An 18,288-nucleotide genomic window follows, 5' to 3' on the forward strand; every position below is an offset into this window, starting at 1 on the left:
TTCCGGCTACAGGTTGAGTGTCAGGCTGACGGTGAAGTTGCGCGGCTCGCCGGGGTTGACCCAGTAGTTGCTGTAGGAGCGCTCGTAGTACTTCTCGTCGAACAGGTTGTTCAGGTTCAGGCCCAGGGTCAGGTTGTCGCTGGCCTTGTAGTGGGCCAGCAGGTCCAGGGTGCGGTAGGCGGGCAACTCGAAGCGGCCTCCGGCCTCGCCTGAGCGATCGCCGACGTAGGTCAGGGCGGCGCCGACGTCCGAGCCTTTGAGTCGTCCGTCCTGGAACTCATAGACGCCCAACAGGCTGCCACTGTGCTTGGCCACGCCGAGTATGCGACTGCCGGCGGGGATCGCCCGATCGCCCTTGGTGACCTCGGCATCGATCAGCGCATAGGCACCAATCACCCGCACCGCATCGGTCAACTGGCCGGTCACTTGCACGTCGAAGCCCTGGCTGCGGGCCTTGCCCACGGCGCGGCTGGAGTCGGTGCCGGGGTCCAGGGCCAGGACGTTTTCCTTGTCGATATGGAAGGCGGCGAGGGTGGCGCTCAGGCGTTCGTCGAACAGCTCGCTCTTGATCCCCACTTCATAACCGACCCCTTCCTCGGGCTTGAAGGTCTTGCCGGCCGCATCCAGCCCGTTGTTGGGCTTGAACGAGGTGGAGGCGTTGGCGAACAGCCCCAACTGCGGAGTCAGTTGATACAGCAGGCCGGCGCGCTGGGTCAGGGCGTCGTGGCTCTGGCGGCTGCGCTTGCCGGTGGTGTGGTCGTCGATCCGTTGCTCGAAATGTTCGAAGCGGGCGCCGAGCATGCCGCGCAGGCGGTCGTTGAAGACAATCTGGTCCTGCAGGTTGAGGGCCTGGCTTTCGACATGTTCGAAAAAGTCCGTGCCGGAACGTTTGCCGTTGGGCTTGGCCTGGCCGTAGATCGGGTCGTAGATGTCGACAGCGTAGGCGCCGCCGGCAATGGTGGTGACCCGCTCGTTCTTGCGGTAGTTCTCGTATTCGCTGCCGATCAGCAGCTCGTGCTGCCAACTGCCGATGTCGAACAGGCCGCGCAGTTCCAGTTGGGTGATGCTGTCGTGCCAGTTGTTGTCGCGCTCGCGATAGCGCCGGTTGACGGTGTGCTGGTCGGCATTCAGCGGGCGGGTTTCCGAGGCGAAGCCCCACAACTTGCCTTCCTTGTAGTGGCTGGCCAGGCGCAGCTTCCAGCTGTCGTTGAGGTGATGTTCCAGGGCGGCCTGGAGCATGGTGTTGTGGTTGTCGATGTTGCCGTCGTTGGGTTCACCGAGGAAGGTCGAGCGCGAGACGCCGCTCCAGCGATTGTTGGGCGCGACGATGCCGCGGTCGAAGGTCGAGCTGTGGCGCACGAACTCGCTCTCCACCAGCAGGCTGGTGTCCGGGTTCAGCTGCCAACTGAAGGAGGGGGCGACGAACAGCCGGCGGCTGTCCACATGGTCGCGGAAGCTGTGGTTGTCCTCCACCGCCAGGTTGACCCGGGACAGCAGGTTGCCCTGGTCATCCAGCGGGGTGTTGAGGTCCAGGGCGGTGCGGTAGCGGTCCCAGCTGCCGGCGCTGGTCTGCAGGGTGGCGAAGGCTTCGGGCTGAGGTTTCTTGGTGACGATGTTCACCGTACCGCCGGGATCGCCCCGGCCATAAAGGCTGGCCGCCGGTCCCTTGAGCACTTCGATGCGCTCGATATTGGCCGCATCCGGGGTGCTGGGATAACCGCGATTGGCGCTGAAACCGTCCTTGTAGAACTCCGAGGTGGTGAAGCCGCGCACGCTGTATTCATACAGGGTCAGGCCGCCGAAGTTGTTCTGCTTGGAGACTCCGCCGGCGAACTCCAGGGCCCGCTCGACGTTACTGCTGCCCAGGTCCTTGAGCACGCTGGCGGGGATCACGCTGATGGACTGCGGGATATCGCGGATTGCCGTGTCAGTCTTGGTGGCGCTGGCCGAGCGAGTGGCCCGGTAACCTTTGACCGGGCCGCTGGCAGACTCGTATTCGGTGGTGATGCGGGTGGTTTCAAGTTCCAGCGACTGCGGTTCTTCGGCAAGCAGCGGGTCTGCCAGCAGGCCTAGGGTCAGGCCTGCCAAGGGGAGGATTTTTCGGGACGTCATCGGGCTGTTCCAATAGCAATATTGAAACAATATAACATGACTGATGAGAATGTATGTTGTTAACCCGGCATGGCCGGGCGCACATTCACTCTTCTTCTTTGACCGGTGCGGGCGGCGGACGCAGGCCGATTTCTGCGGTCAGCTTGAGTTCCTTGCCGTTGCGCATGACCTGGATCGAGACTTTGTCCGTCGGTTTGATTCGCGCCACCTGATTCATCGAACGACGACCATCGCCGGCGGGTTCGCCGTCGATGCTGAGGATCACATCACCCAGCTGCATACCGGCCTTCTGCGCCGGACCGTCGCGGAAGATCCCGGCCACCACGATTCCAGGCCGCCCGGCCAGGCCGAAGGACTCTGCCAGCTCCTGGGTCAGCGGCTGCACTTCGATGCCCAGCCAGCCACGGATCACCTGGCCATGCTCGATGATCGACTTCATCACCTCCATGGCCAGTTTGATCGGGATCGCGAAGCCGATGCCCTGGGAACCGCCGGACTTGGAGAAGATGGCGGTGTTGATCCCGGTAAGGTTGCCGTTGGCGTCTACCAATGCACCACCAGAGTTGCCTGGGTTGATCGCGGCATCAGTCTGGATGAAGTCTTCGTAGTTGTTCAGGCCCAGCTGGTTGCGCCCGGTGGCGCTGATGATGCCCATGGTCACGGTCTGGCCGACCCCGAACGGGTTGCCGATGGCCAGGGCGACGTCACCGACACGGACGTTTTCCGAGCGGCCGACGGTGATCGAAGGCAGTTTTTTCAAGTCGATCTTGAGTACCGCCAGATCGGTTTCCGGATCGCTGCCGATGACCCTTGCCAGGGTTTCACGGCCATCCTTGAGCGCCACCACGATCTGCTCGGCGCCGGAAGTCACGTGGTTGTTGGTCAGCAGGTAGCCTTCGGGGCTCATGATCACCCCGGAACCCAGGCTTGACTCCATGCGCTGCTGCTTGGGCAGGTTGTCGCCGAAGAAACGCCGGAACTGCGGGTCTTCAAACAGCGGATGCGCGGGTTTGTTGATCACTTTGGTGGTGTACAGGTTGACCACCGCGGGCGCGGCAATCAGTACCGCATCGGCGTAGGAGACTGGCCCCTGCTGGGTGCTGGTGGTTTGCGGAGCTTGCTGCAGGTTGACGTCCAGGCTGGGTAGCCCGACCCATTGCGGATAACGCTGAATAATCAACAACGCGATAAGCACGCCGGCCAGTAGCGGCCAGCCAAAAAAACGCAGAGCCTTGAGCATTGAGCAAGTCCTGGGTGGTTACGAAGGGCTGCGCACGGCCCATAATGTCGCGCATTATACGAGGCCGCGCGCGCCTCTGAACGGGATATTTAGGAGTCTTTTATGGCCGTTGCCCTGAGCACACTGGTGGAAGAAGCGGACCGCTACCTGGGCAGTTCACGTATCGCCGACTATTGCCCCAATGGCTTGCAAGTCGAAGGACGCCCGCAGGTGATGCGCATCGTCAGTGGCGTGACCGCCAGCCAGGCGTTGCTGGACGCAGCCGTGGAGGCCAAGGCCGATCTGGTGCTGGTGCATCACGGCTACTTCTGGAAAGGCGAGAACCCCTGCATCACCGGAATGAAGCAGCGTAGGTTGAAAACCCTGCTCAGGCACGACATCAGCCTCTTGGCCTATCACCTGCCCCTGGATCTGCACTCGGAGGTGGGCAACAACGTGCAGTTGGCCCGGCAGTTGGATATCACCGTGGAAGGCCCATTGGACCCGGAGAACCCCAAGGTCGTCGGTCTGGTCGGTTCCCTCAGCGAACCCATGACGGCGCGGGACTTTGCCCGGCGGGTGCAAGAAGTGATGGGCCGCGAACCCTTGCTGATCGAAGGCAGCGAGATGATCCGCCGGGTCGGCTGGTGCACCGGCGGCGGCCAGGGCTACATCGACCAGGCGGTCCAGGCCGGCGTTGACCTGTACCTGAGTGGTGAGGCTTCGGAACAGACCTTCCACAGCGCCCGGGAAAACGACATCAGCTTCATTGCTGCCGGTCACCACGCCACCGAGCGTTATGGCGTCCAGGCCCTGGGCGACTACCTGGCCCGGCGCTTTGCCCTGGAGCACCTGTTCATCGACTGCCCCAACCCGATCTGACCCCGTGCAGGAGCCGGCTTGCCGGCAAAAAGATCTTCAGCCCTGAGGTGCGCTTGAAAGTGCCTTCGCTGGCAAGCCAGCTCCTACAGAGGGGCGTTTGGGGGCTAACGGAGCGGTATATTCATATACCGTTTCGTTCTAGTTGGCGTCCTGATTAGAAGCAGGTCGCTGTGCTAGCATGCCCCGCTCGAACACGGCCCGCTGGCCGTCCATAAGAAAGCTTTCGTGAGTAGCCATGGTCGACAAACTGACGCATCTGAAACAGCTGGAGGCGGAAAGCATCCACATCATCCGCGAGGTGGCCGCCGAGTTCGACAACCCGGTGATGCTGTACTCCATCGGTAAAGACTCCGCCGTGATGTTGCATCTGGCCCGCAAGGCGTTCTTCCCCGGCAAGCTGCCGTTCCCGGTGATGCACGTCGATACCCAGTGGAAATTCCAGGAAATGTACAAGTTCCGCGATCGCATGGTCGAGGAGCTGGGGCTGGACCTGATCACCCACGTCAACCCGGATGGCGTGGCCCAGGGCATCAACCCGTTCACCCACGGCAGTGCCAAGCACACCGACATCATGAAGACCGAGGGCCTCAAGCAGGCTCTGGACAAGTACGGTTTCGACGCCGCATTCGGCGGTGCCCGTCGCGATGAAGAGAAGTCCCGCGCCAAGGAGCGCGTCTACTCGTTCCGCGACAGCAAGCACCGCTGGGATCCGAAGAACCAGCGCCCCGAGCTGTGGAACGTCTACAACGGCAAGGTCAACAAGGGCGAGTCGATCCGCGTGTTCCCGCTGTCCAACTGGACCGAGCTGGACATCTGGCAGTACATCTACCTGGAAGGCATCCCGATCGTGCCGCTGTACTTCGCCGCCGAACGTGAAGTGATCGAGAAGAACGGCACCCTGATCATGATCGATGACCAGCGCATCCTCGAGCATCTGTCCGATGAAGAGAAAGCCCGCATCGTCAAGAAGAAAGTGCGTTTCCGTACCCTTGGCTGCTACCCGTTGACGGGCGCGGTGGAGTCCGAGGCCGAGAGCCTGACGGACATCATCCAGGAAATGCTCCTGACGCGAACTTCCGAGCGCCAGGGTCGGGTCATCGACCACGATGGCGCCGGCTCGATGGAAGATAAAAAACGTCAGGGTTATTTCTAAGGGGCTGTCATGTCGCATCAATCTGATTTGATCAGCGAGGACATCCTCGCTTACCTGGGCCAGCACGAACGCAAAGAGCTGCTGCGCTTTCTCACCTGCGGTAACGTCGACGACGGCAAGAGCACCCTGATCGGGCGTCTGCTGCACGACTCGAAGATGATCTACGAAGACCATCTGGAAGCCATCACCCGGGATTCGAAGAAGGTCGGCACCACCGGTGACGACATCGACCTGGCGTTGCTGGTCGATGGCTTGCAGGCCGAGCGCGAGCAGGGCATCACCATCGATGTCGCCTATCGTTATTTCTCCACCGCCAAGCGCAAGTTCATCATCGCCGACACCCCCGGCCATGAGCAGTACACCCGCAACATGGCCACCGGTGCTTCCACCTGTGACCTGGCGATCATCCTGGTGGACGCCCGCTACGGTGTGCAGACCCAGACCCGTCGTCACAGCTTCATCGCCTCCCTGCTGGGCATCAAACACATCGTCGTGGCCATCAACAAGATGGACCTCAAGGACTTCGACCAGGGCGTGTTCGAGTCGATCAAGGCCGACTACCTGAAGTTTGCCCAGGGTTTGAAGATCCAGCCCACCAGCCTGCACTTCGTGCCAATGTCGGCCCTCAAGGGCGACAACGTGGTGAACAAGAGCGAGCGTTCGCCCTGGTACACCGGCCAGTCGCTGATGGAAATTCTCGAGACTGTGGAAGTGGCGGGTGACCGCAACTTCACCGACCTGCGTTTCCCGGTGCAGTACGTCAACCGTCCGAACCTGAACTTCCGTGGTTTTGCCGGCACCCTGGCCAGCGGCATCGTGCACAAGGGCGACGAAGTCGTGGTGCTGCCGTCGGGCAAGAGCAGCCGGGTCAAGTCCATCGTCACCTTCGAGGGCGAGCTGGAGCAGGCAGGTCCAGGCCAGGCCGTGACCCTGACCATGGAAGACGAGATCGACATCTCCCGTGGCGACCTGCTGGTGCATGCCGACAACGTGCCGCCGGTCACCGACAGCTTCGAAGCCATGCTGGTGTGGATGGCCGAAGAGCCGATGCTGCCGGGCAAGAAATACGACATCAAGCGCGCCACCAGCTACGTGCCGGGTTCGATTGCCAGCATCACTCACAAGGTTGATGTGAACACCCTGGAGGAGGGCGCGGCCAGCGCGCTGCAACTGAACGAGATCGGCAAGGTCAAGATCAGCCTCGACGCGCCGATTGCCCTGGATGGCTACGAAAGCAACCGCACCACCGGTGCTTTCATCGTTATCGACCGCTTGACCAACGGCACCGTCGGCGCCGGCATGATCATCGCCCAGCCAGTGGCCCATGGCAGCGTCACCCATCACGGCAAGCTGGCCCATGTGGCCACTGAGGAGCGTGCCCTGCGTTTCGGCCAGCAACCGGCCACCGTGCTGTTCAGCGGCCTGTCGGGCGCTGGCAAGAGCACCCTGGCTTATGCGGTGGAGCGCAAGCTGTTCGACATGGGCCGTGCGGTGTATGTGCTCGATGGTCAGAACCTGCGTCACGACCTGAACAAGGGTCTGCCACAGGATCGTGCCGGGCGTACCGAGAACTGGCGCCGTGCGGCTCACGTGGCCCGTCAGTTCAACGAAGCTGGCCTGCTGACCCTGGCCGCGTTCGTGGCGCCGAGTGCCGAAGGGCGCGAGAAGGCCAAGGACCTGATCGGCAAGGATCGTCTGCTGACGGTTTACGTCCAGGCATCGCCTGCGGTGTGCGCTGAGCGTGATCCTCAAGGCCTGTACGCTGCCGCTGGGGACAACATCCCGGGCGAATCCTTCCCCTATGACGTACCGCTCAATGCCGATCTGGTGATCGACACCCAGGCGCTGTCGGTGGAAGAGAGTGTCAAGCAGGTGCTGGACCTGTTGCGTGGCCGCGGCGTGATCTAAGCCGTAGCAAAAAGCCCGCAGTCGAGTGATCGGCTGCGGGCTTTTTTGTGCGCTGCAGATAGCGTCAGCCGGCCAGGACGGTGCAGCTACGCAGGCGCTGGCCTGCCAGCGAACAGGCCCTCAGGGCTTTGCCGGATACTCGCGATGCAGTTCTTCCAGCAGCGCGTCCTTGTCCAGCCACTGCTGGTTGATCCAGCCCTGGAATGCCTGGCGATAGGTCGTGTCCTGCTCGTAGTTCTTGCCAATGAACTGCGGTGGAATCTGCACTTCCTCAAAGCGCACCACCACCTCCTTGACCCTGCCGCACAGCAGGTCCCAGAAACCGGGCCGGCCAGCGGGGTAGTGGATGGTCACATCGATGATCGATTGCAATTGCTCGCCCATGGCATCCAGGACAAAGGCGATGCCGCCGGCCTTGGGCTTGAGCAGGTAGCGGAACGGCGACTGTTGCTGGGCATGCTTGCCTTCGGTGAAGCGCGTGCCTTCGACGAAGTTGAAGATCCCCACCGGGTTGTTGCGGAACTTCGCGCAGGTCTTGCGGGTGGTTTCCAGGTCCTTGCCCTTTTTCTCCGGATGCTTTTCCAGGTAGGCCTTGGAGTAGCGCTTCATGAACGGAAAGCCCAGGGCCCACCAGGCGAGGCCAATCACCGGCACCCAGATCAGCTCCTGCTTGAGGAAGAACTTCAGCGGGCGGATGCGGCGGTTGAGCACGTACTGCAGCACCATGATGTCGACCCAGCTCTGATGGTTGCTGGTGACCAGATAGGAGTGCTGGTAATCCAGGCCTTCAAGGCCCTGAAGGTGCCAGCGAGTGCGGCACACCAGCTGCATCCAGGCCTTGTTGTTGCTGATCCAGGCTTCGTGGGTGTGGTTCATCAGCCAGTGGGTGAAGCGCTGGGTGAGGGCGAAGGGCAGGGCCTTGCAGATCGCCACGCAGAACAGGAACGAGCACAGCAGGATGGTGTTCAGCGCCAGCAGGATCGAGGCGATGATCCCGCGCACGGCGGCAGGTAGAAATTCCAGCATTTAGGCATCCATGGGTCGGTTGGCGGCTTGAATCGCGGTCAGGGCGATGGTGTAGACAATGTCATCCACCTGGGCGCCCCGGGGCAGGTCGTTCACAGGCTTGCGCAGGCCTTGCAGCATCGGGCCCAGGCTCACGCAATCGGCACTGCGTTGCACGGCCTTGTGGGTGGTGTTGCCGGTGTTCAGGTCGGGGAACACGAAAACCGTGGCCTTGCCTGCCACCTGGCTGTTGGGGGCCAGTTGCCGGGCGACGTTTTCGTTGGCCGCGGCATCGTATTGCAGCGGGCCGTCGATCAACAGCGAACGCTGGGCTTCATGGGCCAGCAGGGTCGCCTCGCGGACTTTCTCCACTTCTTCGCCGCTGGCCGAGTCGCCGCTGGAGTAGCTGATCATGGCCACTCTTGGAGTAATGCCGAACGCAGCCGCCGAGTCGGCACTCTGCAGGGCGATCTCCGCCAGTTCGCTGGCGCTGGGGTGCGGGTTCATCACGCAGTCGCCGTAGACCAGCACCTGCTCGGGGAACAGCATGAAGAATACCGAGGACACCAGGGTGCAGCCCGGGGCGGTCTTGATCAGTTGCAGGGCCGGGCGAATGGTGTTGGCGGTGGAATGGATGACCCCCGATACCAGGCCATCCACCTCATCCAGGGCCAGCATCACGGTGCCGATCACCACCGGGTCCTCCAGTTGCTGCTCGGCCATGGGGGCGTTGAGGCTCTTGCTCTTGCGCAGGGCCACCATGGGCTCCACGTAGCGCTCGCGAATCAGGTCCGGGTCGAGAATCTCCAGGCCTTCGGGCAACTCGATGCCCTGGGCCCGGGCGACCGCATGCACTTCCTCTGGCTTGGCCAGCAGTACACAACGGGCGATGCCCCGGGCCTGGCAGATGGCGGCGGCCTGCACGGTCAAGGGTTCGCTGCCTTCGGGCAGGACGATACGCTTGTTGGCGTCCTGTGCCCGCTGGATCAACTGATAGCGGAACACCGCCGGCGACAGGCGCATTTCCCGCGGAGTGCCGCAGCGCTGGTGCAGCCAGTTGGCGTCCAGGTGGCTGGCGACGAAGTCGGTGATGATTTCCGCGCGCTCGCGGTCATCGATGGGGATTTCCTTGTTCAGGCCATTGAGCTGGTTGGCGGTGTCGTAGGACCCGGTGCTGACCGATAGCACCGGCAGGCCGGCGTTCAGGGCACCACGGCACAGATCCATGATGCGCGGGTCGGGCAGGGTGTCGCTGGTCAGCAGCAGGCCGGCCAGGGGCACACCGTTGATCGCCGCGAGACTCACGGCGAGGATGATGTCGTCGCGATCCCCCGGGGTCACCACCAGTACGCCGGGCTTGAGCAGTTCCACGGTGTTGCGCATGGTGCGGGCGCAAATGATGATCTTGGTCATGCGCCGGGTTTCATAGTCCCCGGCATTGAGCACCTGGGCGCCCATCAGGTCGGCTACGTCGCGGGTGCGCGGTGCGTTCAGTTCCGGCTGGAAGGGAATGCAGCCCAGCAGGCGGAAGTCGCCGCTGCGCAGCAAGGGCGAGTGCTCCTTCAAACGGGCGGAGAACGCCTCCATGCTTTCGTCGGTACGCACTTTGTTGAGGATCACCCCCAGCACTTTCGGGTCTCGCGGGCCGCCGAACAACTGCGCCTGCAACTCGACTCGTCCCGACAGCTCGGTGAGCACTTCGTTTTCCGGAGCAGAGACCAGGATCACTTCGGCATCCAGGCTTTTGGCCAGGTGCAGGTTGACCCGGGCGGCGTAGCTGGCGCTGCGGGTCGGTACCATGCCTTCGACGATCAGCACGTCCTTGCCGATGGCGGCCTGCTGGTAGAGGGTGATGATTTCCTCTAGCAATTCATCCAGCTGGCCGTCGCCGAGCATTCGCTCCACATGGGCCAGGCCCAGGGGTTGTGGCGGCTTCAGGCCGTGGGTCCGGGCTACCAGCTCGGTGGAGCGCTCGGGGCCGGTATCACCGGGGTGGGGCTGGGCAATGGGCTTGAAAAAGCCGACCTTGAGGCCGGCCCGTTCCAAGGTACGCACCAGCCCGAGGCTGATGGAGGTCAGACCCACACCAAAATCGGTGGGCGCGATAAAAAAAGTTTGCATGCGAGTTCTCAGAAGGTGCATGGCAAAGGCGACGGTCTGCAGCCGTCTGCCTGGTCGTCAGGCGCTAAGGTTATCGTTATCCGGTGCTTGAGCACACCAGCCGCAGTCAAAGCGCTGGCCTATTTTTTCCGCCCGCGACTGCGGGTCCAGTACCCAGGCCCGGGATTGCCAGGGCGGCAAGTGACGCAGGTGCTGGGTATGCCCACAGGACAGTTCGGCCACCCAATGACCCTCTTCGTCCTGATGGAAACCGCAGATTGTCGAGTGATTTTTCACGTTCCGTTGGTCCGGGTTCCGTTCGCTTTCGAGCGATTGCTTCGCTAAACTTGCCCGTTCTTCATTCTTATGCAAAAGGTCCCGCCCCATGCTGATCGCCGCCAATAAGGCTGTCTCCATCGACTATACCCTCACCAACGATGCTGGTGAGGTCATCGACAGCTCTGCCGGCGGCGCCCCGCTGGTTTACCTGCAAGGCGCAGGTAACATCATTCCTGGTCTGGAAAAGGCTCTGGAAGGCAAGCAAGTCGGTGACGAACTGAGCGTCTCCGTGGAACCTGAAGATGCCTACGGCGAATACGCTGCCGAACTGGTCAGCACCCTGAGCCGCAGCATGTTCGAAGGCGTCGACGAACTGGAAGTGGGCATGCAGTTCCACGCGTCCGCTCCGGACGGCCAGATGCAGATCGTGACCATCCGTGATCTGGACGGTGACGACGTGACCGTAGACGGCAACCACCCGCTGGCCGGTCAGCGCCTGAACTTCCAGGTCAAGATCGTTGCCATCCGTGATGCCAGCCAGGAAGAAGTTGCTCATGGTCACGTCCATGGCGAAGGTGGCCATCACCACTGATTTTCTGCGCTAAGCTCAAGCTTACTGGAGAGGCGCCCGAGGGCGCCTTTTTAGTCCGCGGCTTTTGGCTGTACTGTCGAGAGGCTGTTTTTCTGTAAGAACACAGGAATTTGGAGTTCGTCATGAGTGCTTTTCACGACCTTAAATTGAAAGCCCTGGATGGTCAGGAGCTGCCGCTCGCGCCCTTCAAGGGGCAAGTCGTGCTGGTGGTCAACGTCGCCTCCAAATGTGGTCTGACACCACAATATGCGGCGTTGGAGAATCTCTACCAGCAATACAAGGCCCAGGGATTCAGCGTGCTGGGGTTGCCCTGCAACCAGTTCGCCGGGCAGGAACCGGGCACCGAGCAGGAGATCCAGGAGTTTTGCAGCCTCAACTACGGGGTGACTTTTCCCTTGAGCAGCAAACTGGACGTGAACGGTCCCGAGCGTCATCAGCTGTACCGTTTGCTGGCGGGCGAGGGCGCGGAGTTTCCCGGGGATATCACCTGGAACTTCGAGAAATTCCTGTTGGGCAAGGACGGTCGGGTACTGGCGCGTTTCTCGCCCCGTACCGCTCCGGATGATCCGACTGTGGTCCAGGCCATCGAAAAAGCCCTGAGCTAAGCACTGCCGGGCCCCTCTTTCACGCCGCTGCAATGCGGCGTTTTTGCATCTAGATCACTCAAATCAATAATGCTGTGCAGCACTGTGAGGGGGCCATATTATCCTCATCATAAGTGCGCCGGGGCAGGTACCCGGCGCAGTCTTGTGCGTCGAGTATCGACTCGAGCCTTTTTGTCGGAGTGCAGCATGCCTGTTCAAGCCTTGTTCAAACCCTTTCAACTCGGCGCGCTGGAGCTGCCGAGCCGCGTAGTGATGGCGCCGATGACCCGTTCGTTTTCTCCGGGTGGCGTGCCCAACTCCAAGGTCATCGAGTATTACCGTCGCCGCGCTGCTGCGGGTGTCGGCCTGATCATCACCGAGGGCACCACGGTGGGGCACCAGGCCGCCAACGGTTACCCCAATGTGCCGCAGTTCCATGGCGAGGCGGCCCTGGCCGGGTGGAAGAAGGTGGTGGATGCGGTCCACGCCGAAGGTGGCAAGATCGTTCCGCAACTGTGGCATGTGGGTAATGTGCGGCGCCTGGGCACCGAGCCGGACGCCAGCGTGCCCGGCTATGGCCCGACCGAGAAGCTCAAGGACGGCAAGGTGCTGGTGCATGGCATGACCCACCAGGACATCCAGGAAGTGATCGCAGCCTTTGCCCAGGCCGCCAAGGATGCCCAGAGCATCGGCATGGACGGTGTGGAAATCCATGGTGCCCACGGTTACCTGGTGGACCAGTTCTTCTGGGAGGGCACCAACCAGCGCACCGACGAATACGGCGGCGACCTGGCGCAGCGCTCGCGTTTCGCCATCGAGTTGATCCAGGCGGTGCGGGCTGCCGTCGGCCCGGATTTCCCGATCATCCTGCGTTTCTCCCAGTGGAAGCAGCAGGATTACAGCGCGCGTCTGGTGCAGACCCCGGAAGCTCTGGGCGCCTTCCTCAAGCCGTTGGCAGATGCAGGTGTGGATATCTTCCACTGTTCGACGCGACGCTTCTGGGAGCCGGAGTTCGAAGGCTCGGACCTGAACCTGGCAGGCTGGACCCGCAAGCTCACCGGCAAACCCACCATCACCGTGGGCAGCGTCGGCCTGGACGGCGAGTTCCTGCAGTTCATGGTCAACACCGACAAGGTGGCGCAGCCGGCCAGCCTGGAAAACCTGCTGCAGCGCTTGAACAACGACGAGTTCGATCTAGTGGCCGTGGGTCGGGCACTGTTGGTGGACCCGGATTGGGCGCAGAAAGTCCGTGAAGGCCGTGAGCAGGACATCCTGCCGTTCAGCCGTGAAGCACTGACGACCCTGGTTTAACTTCTGGCCCCGGGCGATGAGGGGGGCAGCCTCCTTGCCGCACCAAGTGTCTCTGTGGCGCTGCGTGGTTCCAGCGCCGCTTCGATCATCCCTTCGTAATCCACGACCGGTGCTGGCTGGCAGACACTGCGCAACTGATCCTCAAACTGTGCGATCACGGCCGGCCAGCCCTGGCGGCTGGCGTGTTGCCGGGCGTTGAGACGTACCCGGCGCAGGGTTTCCGCTTCCTCCAGCAGCCAGCCGGCGGCCTCACAGAACGCGCCTTCATCCCCGGGCATGGCCAGCACGCCGTTGTAGCCATGGCGGATATGCTGGGCTGCAGCGGCCTGATCGTAGGCCACCACCGCCAGCCCGGAAGCCAGGGCTTCCAGCACCACATTGCCGAAGGTTTCCGTGAGGCTGGGAAACAGGAACACATCCCCCGAAGCGTAATGGGCCGCCAGGGCTTCACCCCGCTGACAGCCACAGAACAGGGCCTCGGGCAGGCTTTTTTCCAGGGCGGCGCGTTGTGGGCCGTCACCCACCACGATCAGTTTCATCTTCCGCTGTGGATAAGTGGCCTTGAGTTGCTCGAAGCAGCGCTTGAGCAGGCTCAGGTTCTTCTCCGGGGCCAGGCGCCCGACATGGATCACCGCCAGATCATCGTTGCCCAGGCCCCAGCGGGTGCGCAGCTCATTGAGGCGTTTGGCCGGATGGAACAGTTGGCTGTCGACGCCCCGGGACAGCAGGGCCAGGCGTTCGAAGTGCCGACGCTCCAGCTCCAGGCGCTGACTGGCGCTGGGCACCAGGGTCAGCTTCGAACGGTTGTGGAACCAGCGCAGGTAATGGGTCAGCAAGCGCGTCAGCAAACCCAGGCCGTACTGGCTGGAATACTGCTGGAAGTTGGTATGGAAGCCACTGACCACCGAGATCCCCAGACGTTTCGCCGCCCGCAGCGCGGACAGCCCCAGCGGGCCCTCGGTGGCGATGTAGAGCACGTCCGGGCGTTGGCGTTTCCAGCGTCGCAGCAGTTTGTGCATCGACGACTGGCCCCATTGCAGCCCCGGGTATCCCGGCAGTGGCCAGCCGCGGCACAGCATCAGGGCCTCGTCGCTGGGGCGGCTCTGATCACAACCCTGGCGCGGACGCACCAGTTCCACCTGATGCCCACGGGCACGCAGGCCATCACACAGGCGACCAAGGGTATTGGCCACGCCGTTGATTTCCGGTGGGAAGGTTTCAGTGATGAGGGTGATGTGCAGAGCTGTCGTCATGGCCTCAGTGTCGACTGAGGCCATGTCGTCATTGTGACGTCTGGATGATGGATTTATGACGCGCCAGCCTTATTTGGCCGGCAGGTTCTCCATCCCGCGCTCACGCACCCAGAACAGCGTCGCCCCGGCCACGGCGGCCGGCATCATCAGGATGTTGACGAAGGGGATCATCAGCGCCAGGTAGACGATGCCGCCAAAACCCAGGCTCTGCCAGCGCTTCTGCCGCAGCCAGACGATCATCTCCTGCCAGCTCATCTTGTTGTTATCCGCCGGGTAGTCGATGTACTGGATGGCCATCATCCAGACGCCGAACAGCAGCCACAGCGGCGCGGCAATCAGGTTGACCACCGGGATCAGCGACAGGATGAACAGGCCGATGGCCCGGGGCAGGAAGTAGCCGAGCTTGCGCATTTCCCGGGATAGGGTGCGGGGGATCATGGCGATCAGTTCGCCCCAGCTGAAGGGCGGGAAATCGTCGGTGCCACGGACCACGATTTCGACTTTTTCCGATAGAAAGCCGTTGAAGGGAGCGGCGATGATATTGGCTAGCATGGTGAAGGTGAAAAACACCATCAACACCACCAGCACCATGAACAGCGGCCAGAGGATGTAGCTCAGAAAGCTCAGCCATTGCGGCAGGGTCGGCATCAGGGTGTCGATCCACAGGCTGAACTGGTGGCCGGCGAAATAGATCAATCCGACGAACAACACCAGGTTGATCACCAGGGGCAGTAGCACGAACAGGCGCAGGCCGGGACTGAGGACCAGCTTCAGGCCTTCACGCAGGTATTGCGGGCCTGACAGTACGGGGGCGGGCATAGAACGCTCCGAGCAGATGGAAAACGCGCCGACCTTACCGGCTTTGCCCGGGGGGCGAAAGCACCGTGAACAGGTCGACATCAACGGTAACAAAGACCCTTTCAAATGGGCCTGCTGAGGATAGAGACCGCCTATGAGCTGGATTGTTAAACCGTATTTCCTTAATCTTCGCCCCCTCTATACGCTTCACCCATTATTTTTTGGACGGTCGAGTTCAAGCCTTCCCCAAGGTTTCGCCGTCCTTTTTTATTCCAGCCGGCAATCCGGCGTTCCGCGCCAGGGCACCCGGGCCGGTCGATAGGAGTGAGTCATGTCTGAAGTACGCCATTCGCGTGTGATTATTCTCGGTTCCGGCCCTGCCGGTTACAGCGCCGCCGTCTATGCCGCCCGTGCCAACCTGAAGCCGCTGCTGATCACCGGTATGCAGGCCGGTGGCCAACTGACCACCACCACTGAAGTCGACAACTGGCCTGGCGACGTGCACGGCCTGACCGGCCCGGCGCTGATGGAGCGGATGCGCGAGCACGCCGAGCGTTTCGAAACCGAAATCGTCTTCGACCATATCAATGCCGTGGACTTCGCTGCCAAGCCTTACACCCTGACCGGCGACAGCGCGACCTACACCTGCGACGCCCTGATCATCGCCACCGGCGCCAGCGCCCGTTACCTGGGCCTGCCTTCGGAAGAAGCGTTCATGGGCAAGGGTGTATCGGCCTGCGCTACCTGTGACGGTTTCTTCTATCGCAACAAACCGGTGGCGGTGGTCGGTGGTGGCAACACCGCTGTCGAAGAAGCCCTGTACCTGGCCAACATCGCCAGCACCGTGACCTTGATCCACCGTCGCGAAACCTTCCGCGCCGAGAAGATCCTGATCGACAAGCTCAACGCCCGCGTGGCCGAAGGCAAGATCATCCTCAAGCTCAATGCCAACCTGGACGAAGTCCTGGGTGACAACATGGGCGTGACCGGTGCGCGCCTGAAGAACAACGACGGCAGCTTCGACGAGCTGAAAGTCGACGGCGTGTTCATCGCCATCGGCCACACCCCGAACACCTCGCTGTTCGAAGGCCAGTTGACCCTCAAGGACGGTTACCTGGTGGTGCAGGGCGGTCGTGACGGCAATGCCACGGCCACCAGCGTCGAGGGCATCTTTGCCGCTGGCGACGTGGCTGACCACGTTTACCGTCAGGCCATCACCTCGGCCGGCGCCGGCTGCATGGCGGCACTGGACACCGAGCGTTACCTGGACGGTCTGCAGAACGCTGCACACTGATTTCCAGGCGATAAAAAAACCGGCGCAAGCCGGTTTTTTTATGGGTATTGCACGGTAGGAGCCGGCTTGCCGGCGAAGAGGCCTTCGGGCCTTGCGCCGCCTGTGCTGACGCCTTCGCTGGCGAGCCCGCTCCTACAGAGTACGGTTCAGCGGCGAGTCAGCGGCTGGGCGGCGAACTTGACCCCGGCCAGGCCGTGGGCGATCAGGGCGCGGATATTGCCGTGGTCAGTGCCTTCGGGGGTGGCCAGTACCGAGCGGTAGTGCTCGCCGAAGGCCAGCAGGGCTTCTGTGTCGCTCAGGCCTTCCAACAGGGCCAGGCCCAGGGTCTTGCACGAGCCTTCGTTCTGCCCGGCGGCGTTTTCCACGCCACCGTTGTTGAAGGCCTGAGGCTGGTAGTCGTAACCGGCGGCGACAAAGGCCAGGGTGTCGGCAAAAGCGTGTTCACCGCTGTTCAGGCTGGCGCGCAGGGTGTTCAGATCAGTCATGGGACTTTCCTTTGGCGAACGCCGCTTGCTGCTCGGCGCTGGCTTCTTTCTGGTAGAGATTTTTCCATTCGGCGTAGGGCATGCCGTACACCACTTCACGGGCGTCATCGAGGCTGACCTCGATCTGGCGTTCGTCGGCCTCGGCCTTGTACCACTTGGACAGGCAGTTGCGGCAGAACCCGGCCAGGTTCATCAGGTCGATGTTCTGCACGTCCTTGCGGTTGTCCAGGTGGGCCACCAGGCGGCGAAAGGCCGCGGCTTCCAGTTCCAAGCGTTGTTGTTCGGTCATGTGACTCTCCAATGCAGCGGCAAGCGCCAAGACAGGCGCTTGCCGCTATGGCTGTTCTCTATGAGCCAGCGCGGCTGGCCGCGAGGGTGATCGATACCGATTCGGCAAAGCGCAGGGCGTGGGGTTTGTCGACTTCGACTTCGGCGTACTGCACCGAGAGGTTGCACATCACCAGGTCCAGCAGTTCCTGGGTCAGGCGCTCCAGCAAGGCGAAGCGATTGCCTTCGACGTGGGCAATGATTGCCTTGGTGATGGTGCGGTAGTTCAGCGCGTGATCGATGTCGTTGTCGCGCACCGCATCATGGGCGGGGTACAGGATGGTCAGGTTGATCAGCACATCCTGCTTGTTGAGGATCTCTTCCTCGTTGATTCCGATATAGGTCCGCAGGAGCAGGTCCTTGACTCGGATACGAGCCATTCCTGGCTGAAGTTGTGGCATTGCTACTTGCTCCGTCCAATCAATTGCAGGAATTCCTGGCGAGTGGTGCTCGAATCGCGAAAGGCGCCGAGCATCACCGAGGTGTGCATGGTGGAATTCTGTTTCTCGACGCCGCGCATCATCATGCACATGTGCTTGGCTTCGATTACCACCGCGACGCCCGCGGCCTGGGTCACGCTTTGCACCGCGTCGGCGATTTCCCGGGTGAGATTTTCCTGGATCTGCAGGCGTCTGGCGAACATATCGACGATCCGGGCGATCTTCGACAGCCCCAGCACCTTGCCGGTAGGAATATAAGCCACATGGGCCTTGCCGATGAAGGGCAGCAGGTGATGTTCGCACAGGGAGTACAGCTCGATGTCGGCGACTATCACCATTTCGTCGCTGTCGGAGGCGAACAGTGCGCCATTGACGATCTCGTCCACCGACTGGCTGTAGCCATGACACAGGTACTGCATGGCCTTGGCCGCGCGCTTGGGGGTGTCGAGCAAACCTTCGCGCTCGGGGTCTTCACCGAGGCCCTTGAGGATCTCGCGGTAGTGTTGGGGCAGGGAAAGGCTCATGCAAGGTCCTCGTGGGGGCCGG

General features: G+C 62.0%; 18 protein-coding genes. 7 read left to right on the forward strand and 11 right to left on the reverse strand.

Features of this window, described 5'->3' with window-relative positions:
- Positions 1-6: 6 nt before the first annotated feature.
- Together LOY69_RS04580 and algW are read right to left on the reverse strand one after the other, a co-directional pair.
- Positions 7-2,112: a TonB-dependent siderophore receptor gene (locus LOY69_RS04580; protein ID WP_102878380.1), complete on the reverse strand. Its 2,106-nt coding sequence runs from the start codon at positions 2,110-2,112 to the stop codon at positions 7-9.
- Between the two features lie 85 nt (positions 2,113-2,197).
- Positions 2,198-3,352 carry a Do family serine endopeptidase AlgW gene (gene algW, locus LOY69_RS04585; protein WP_102878381.1) on the reverse strand — a complete coding sequence of 385 codons (1,155 nt, stop codon included), beginning with the start codon at positions 3,350-3,352 and terminating at the stop codon, positions 2,198-2,200.
- Between the two features lie 102 nt (positions 3,353-3,454).
- Here algW and LOY69_RS04590 point away from each other — a divergent pair, with 102 nt between their 5' ends.
- From LOY69_RS04590 to cysN, 3 genes are all read left to right on the forward strand, one after another.
- A complete protein-coding gene (locus LOY69_RS04590) occupies positions 3,455-4,213 on the forward strand; it encodes a Nif3-like dinuclear metal center hexameric protein (RefSeq protein WP_170001147.1) in 759 nt (252 codons plus the stop codon).
- 235 nt (positions 4,214-4,448) lie between these two features.
- Positions 4,449-5,366: a sulfate adenylyltransferase subunit CysD gene (gene cysD, locus LOY69_RS04595; protein ID WP_102861165.1), complete on the forward strand. Its 918-nt coding sequence runs from the start codon at positions 4,449-4,451 to the stop codon at positions 5,364-5,366.
- 9 nt (positions 5,367-5,375) lie between these two features.
- Positions 5,376-7,274 (forward strand): sulfate adenylyltransferase subunit CysN, encoded by a 1,899-nt coding sequence (gene cysN, locus LOY69_RS04600; RefSeq protein WP_265074181.1) that lies wholly within the window; start codon positions 5,376-5,378, stop codon positions 7,272-7,274.
- Between the two features lie 120 nt (positions 7,275-7,394).
- Here the strand turns inward: cysN and LOY69_RS04605 are convergent, their stop codons facing one another.
- From LOY69_RS04605 to LOY69_RS04615, 3 genes are read right to left on the reverse strand one after another with little or no spacing between them, the layout of a single operon-like run.
- Positions 7,395-8,300, reverse strand: a complete 906-nt coding sequence (locus tag LOY69_RS04605) for an acyltransferase (RefSeq protein WP_102878384.1) — start codon at positions 8,298-8,300, stop codon at positions 7,395-7,397.
- The gene (pta, locus tag LOY69_RS04610) at positions 8,301-10,400 is read right to left on the reverse strand and encodes a phosphate acetyltransferase (RefSeq protein WP_102878385.1); all 2,100 of its coding nucleotides are present in this window, start codon (positions 10,398-10,400) and stop codon (positions 8,301-8,303) included. It lies immediately after the preceding gene.
- 57 nt (positions 10,401-10,457) lie between these two features.
- A complete protein-coding gene (locus LOY69_RS04615; protein WP_102879065.1) occupies positions 10,458-10,796 on the reverse strand; it encodes a DUF3565 domain-containing protein in 339 nt (112 codons plus the stop codon).
- Here LOY69_RS04615 and LOY69_RS04620 point away from each other — a divergent pair.
- From LOY69_RS04620 to LOY69_RS04630, 3 genes are all read left to right on the forward strand, one after another.
- Complete coding sequence (locus LOY69_RS04620; RefSeq protein ID WP_265074182.1) at positions 10,765-11,250, forward strand: FKBP-type peptidyl-prolyl cis-trans isomerase; 486 nt, start codon at positions 10,765-10,767, stop codon at positions 11,248-11,250. The two genes, LOY69_RS04615 and LOY69_RS04620, sit on opposite strands and share 32 nt — an antisense overlap.
- A 122-nt stretch (positions 11,251-11,372) precedes the next feature.
- Positions 11,373-11,855, forward strand: coding sequence for a glutathione peroxidase (locus LOY69_RS04625; protein WP_102861170.1), 483 nt, complete (start codon positions 11,373-11,375; stop codon positions 11,853-11,855).
- Between the two features lie 186 nt (positions 11,856-12,041).
- Positions 12,042-13,145 (forward strand): NADH:flavin oxidoreductase, encoded by a 1,104-nt coding sequence (locus tag LOY69_RS04630; protein ID WP_265074183.1) that lies wholly within the window; start codon positions 12,042-12,044, stop codon positions 13,143-13,145.
- On the opposite strand, the gene LOY69_RS04635 is transcribed toward LOY69_RS04630, so the two are convergent.
- Both LOY69_RS04635 and cysZ read right to left on the reverse strand, forming a co-directional pair.
- Complete coding sequence (locus LOY69_RS04635; protein WP_265074184.1) at positions 13,142-14,422, reverse strand: glycosyltransferase family 4 protein; 1,281 nt, start codon at positions 14,420-14,422, stop codon at positions 13,142-13,144. The two genes, LOY69_RS04630 and LOY69_RS04635, sit on opposite strands and share 4 nt — an antisense overlap.
- 45 nt (positions 14,423-14,467) lie before the next feature.
- Positions 14,468-15,217, reverse strand: coding sequence for a sulfate transporter CysZ (gene cysZ, locus LOY69_RS04640; RefSeq protein WP_102878389.1), 750 nt, complete (start codon positions 15,215-15,217; stop codon positions 14,468-14,470).
- A 310-nt stretch (positions 15,218-15,527) separates the two neighbouring features.
- Between cysZ and trxB the strand changes: the two genes are divergently transcribed.
- Positions 15,528-16,490 carry a thioredoxin-disulfide reductase gene (gene trxB, locus LOY69_RS04645; RefSeq protein ID WP_060837566.1) on the forward strand — a complete coding sequence of 321 codons (963 nt, stop codon included), beginning with the start codon at positions 15,528-15,530 and terminating at the stop codon, positions 16,488-16,490.
- 146 nt (positions 16,491-16,636) lie between these two features.
- Here the strand turns inward: trxB and LOY69_RS04650 are convergent, their stop codons facing one another.
- Genes LOY69_RS04650 through folE form a run of 4 tightly spaced genes read right to left on the reverse strand, consistent with a single transcriptional unit; the run spans position 16,637 to position 18,266 of the window.
- The gene (locus LOY69_RS04650; RefSeq protein WP_102861174.1) at positions 16,637-16,975 is read right to left on the reverse strand and encodes a HopJ type III effector protein; all 339 of its coding nucleotides are present in this window, start codon (positions 16,973-16,975) and stop codon (positions 16,637-16,639) included.
- Complete coding sequence (locus LOY69_RS04655) at positions 16,968-17,264, reverse strand: DUF1244 domain-containing protein (RefSeq protein WP_110596025.1); 297 nt, start codon at positions 17,262-17,264, stop codon at positions 16,968-16,970. Before LOY69_RS04655 ends, LOY69_RS04650 begins: the two co-directional genes overlap by 8 nt.
- 58 nt (positions 17,265-17,322) lie before the next feature.
- Entirely contained in the window at positions 17,323-17,703 is a 381-nt protein-coding gene (folX, locus tag LOY69_RS04660; RefSeq protein WP_102878391.1) for a dihydroneopterin triphosphate 2'-epimerase, read from the reverse strand.
- 2 nt (positions 17,704-17,705) lie between these two features.
- Positions 17,706-18,266, reverse strand: coding sequence for a GTP cyclohydrolase I FolE (gene folE, locus LOY69_RS04665; RefSeq protein WP_102861177.1), 561 nt, complete (start codon positions 18,264-18,266; stop codon positions 17,706-17,708).
- Positions 18,267-18,288: the final 22 nt, after the last annotated feature.

The sequence above is a fragment of the Pseudomonas sp. B21-059 genome, from assembly GCF_026016285.1.
In the GTDB taxonomy this organism is placed as follows: domain Bacteria; phylum Pseudomonadota; class Gammaproteobacteria; order Pseudomonadales; family Pseudomonadaceae; genus Aquipseudomonas; species Aquipseudomonas danubii.

Bases quoted from the DNA above. Each gene is read 5' to 3' on its own strand.
- cysN (WP_265074181.1), top strand. From the start codon at position 5,376: ATGTCGCATCAATCTGATTTGATCAGCGAGGACATCCTCGCTTACCTG.
- LOY69_RS04590 (WP_170001147.1), top strand. From the start codon at position 3,455: ATGGCCGTTGCCCTGAGCACACTGGTGGAAGAAGCGGACCGCTACCTG.
- cysD (WP_102861165.1), top strand. From the start codon at position 4,449: ATGGTCGACAAACTGACGCATCTGAAACAGCTGGAGGCGGAAAGCATC.
- algW (WP_102878381.1), bottom strand. From the start codon at position 3,352: ATGCTCAAGGCTCTGCGTTTTTTTGGCTGGCCGCTACTGGCCGGCGTG.
- LOY69_RS04615 (WP_102879065.1), bottom strand. From the start codon at position 10,796: ATGGAGACAGCCTTATTGGCGGCGATCAGCATGGGGCGGGACCTTTTG.
- cysZ (WP_102878389.1), bottom strand. From the start codon at position 15,217: ATGCCCGCCCCCGTACTGTCAGGCCCGCAATACCTGCGTGAAGGCCTG.
- folX (WP_102878391.1), bottom strand. From the start codon at position 17,703: ATGCCACAACTTCAGCCAGGAATGGCTCGTATCCGAGTCAAGGACCTG.
- LOY69_RS04650 (WP_102861174.1), bottom strand. From the start codon at position 16,975: ATGACTGATCTGAACACCCTGCGCGCCAGCCTGAACAGCGGTGAACAC.
- LOY69_RS04655 (WP_110596025.1), bottom strand. From the start codon at position 17,264: ATGACCGAACAACAACGCTTGGAACTGGAAGCCGCGGCCTTTCGCCGC.
- LOY69_RS04580 (WP_102878380.1), bottom strand. From the start codon at position 2,112: ATGACGTCCCGAAAAATCCTCCCCTTGGCAGGCCTGACCCTAGGCCTG.
- LOY69_RS04620 (WP_265074182.1), top strand. From the start codon at position 10,765: ATGCTGATCGCCGCCAATAAGGCTGTCTCCATCGACTATACCCTCACC.
- LOY69_RS04630 (WP_265074183.1), top strand. From the start codon at position 12,042: ATGCCTGTTCAAGCCTTGTTCAAACCCTTTCAACTCGGCGCGCTGGAG.
- pta (WP_102878385.1), bottom strand. From the start codon at position 10,400: ATGCAAACTTTTTTTATCGCGCCCACCGATTTTGGTGTGGGTCTGACC.
- trxB (WP_060837566.1), top strand. From the start codon at position 15,528: ATGTCTGAAGTACGCCATTCGCGTGTGATTATTCTCGGTTCCGGCCCT.
- LOY69_RS04625 (WP_102861170.1), top strand. From the start codon at position 11,373: ATGAGTGCTTTTCACGACCTTAAATTGAAAGCCCTGGATGGTCAGGAG.
- LOY69_RS04605 (WP_102878384.1), bottom strand. From the start codon at position 8,300: ATGCTGGAATTTCTACCTGCCGCCGTGCGCGGGATCATCGCCTCGATC.
- folE (WP_102861177.1), bottom strand. From the start codon at position 18,266: ATGAGCCTTTCCCTGCCCCAACACTACCGCGAGATCCTCAAGGGCCTC.
- LOY69_RS04635 (WP_265074184.1), bottom strand. From the start codon at position 14,422: ATGGCCTCAGTCGACACTGAGGCCATGACGACAGCTCTGCACATCACC.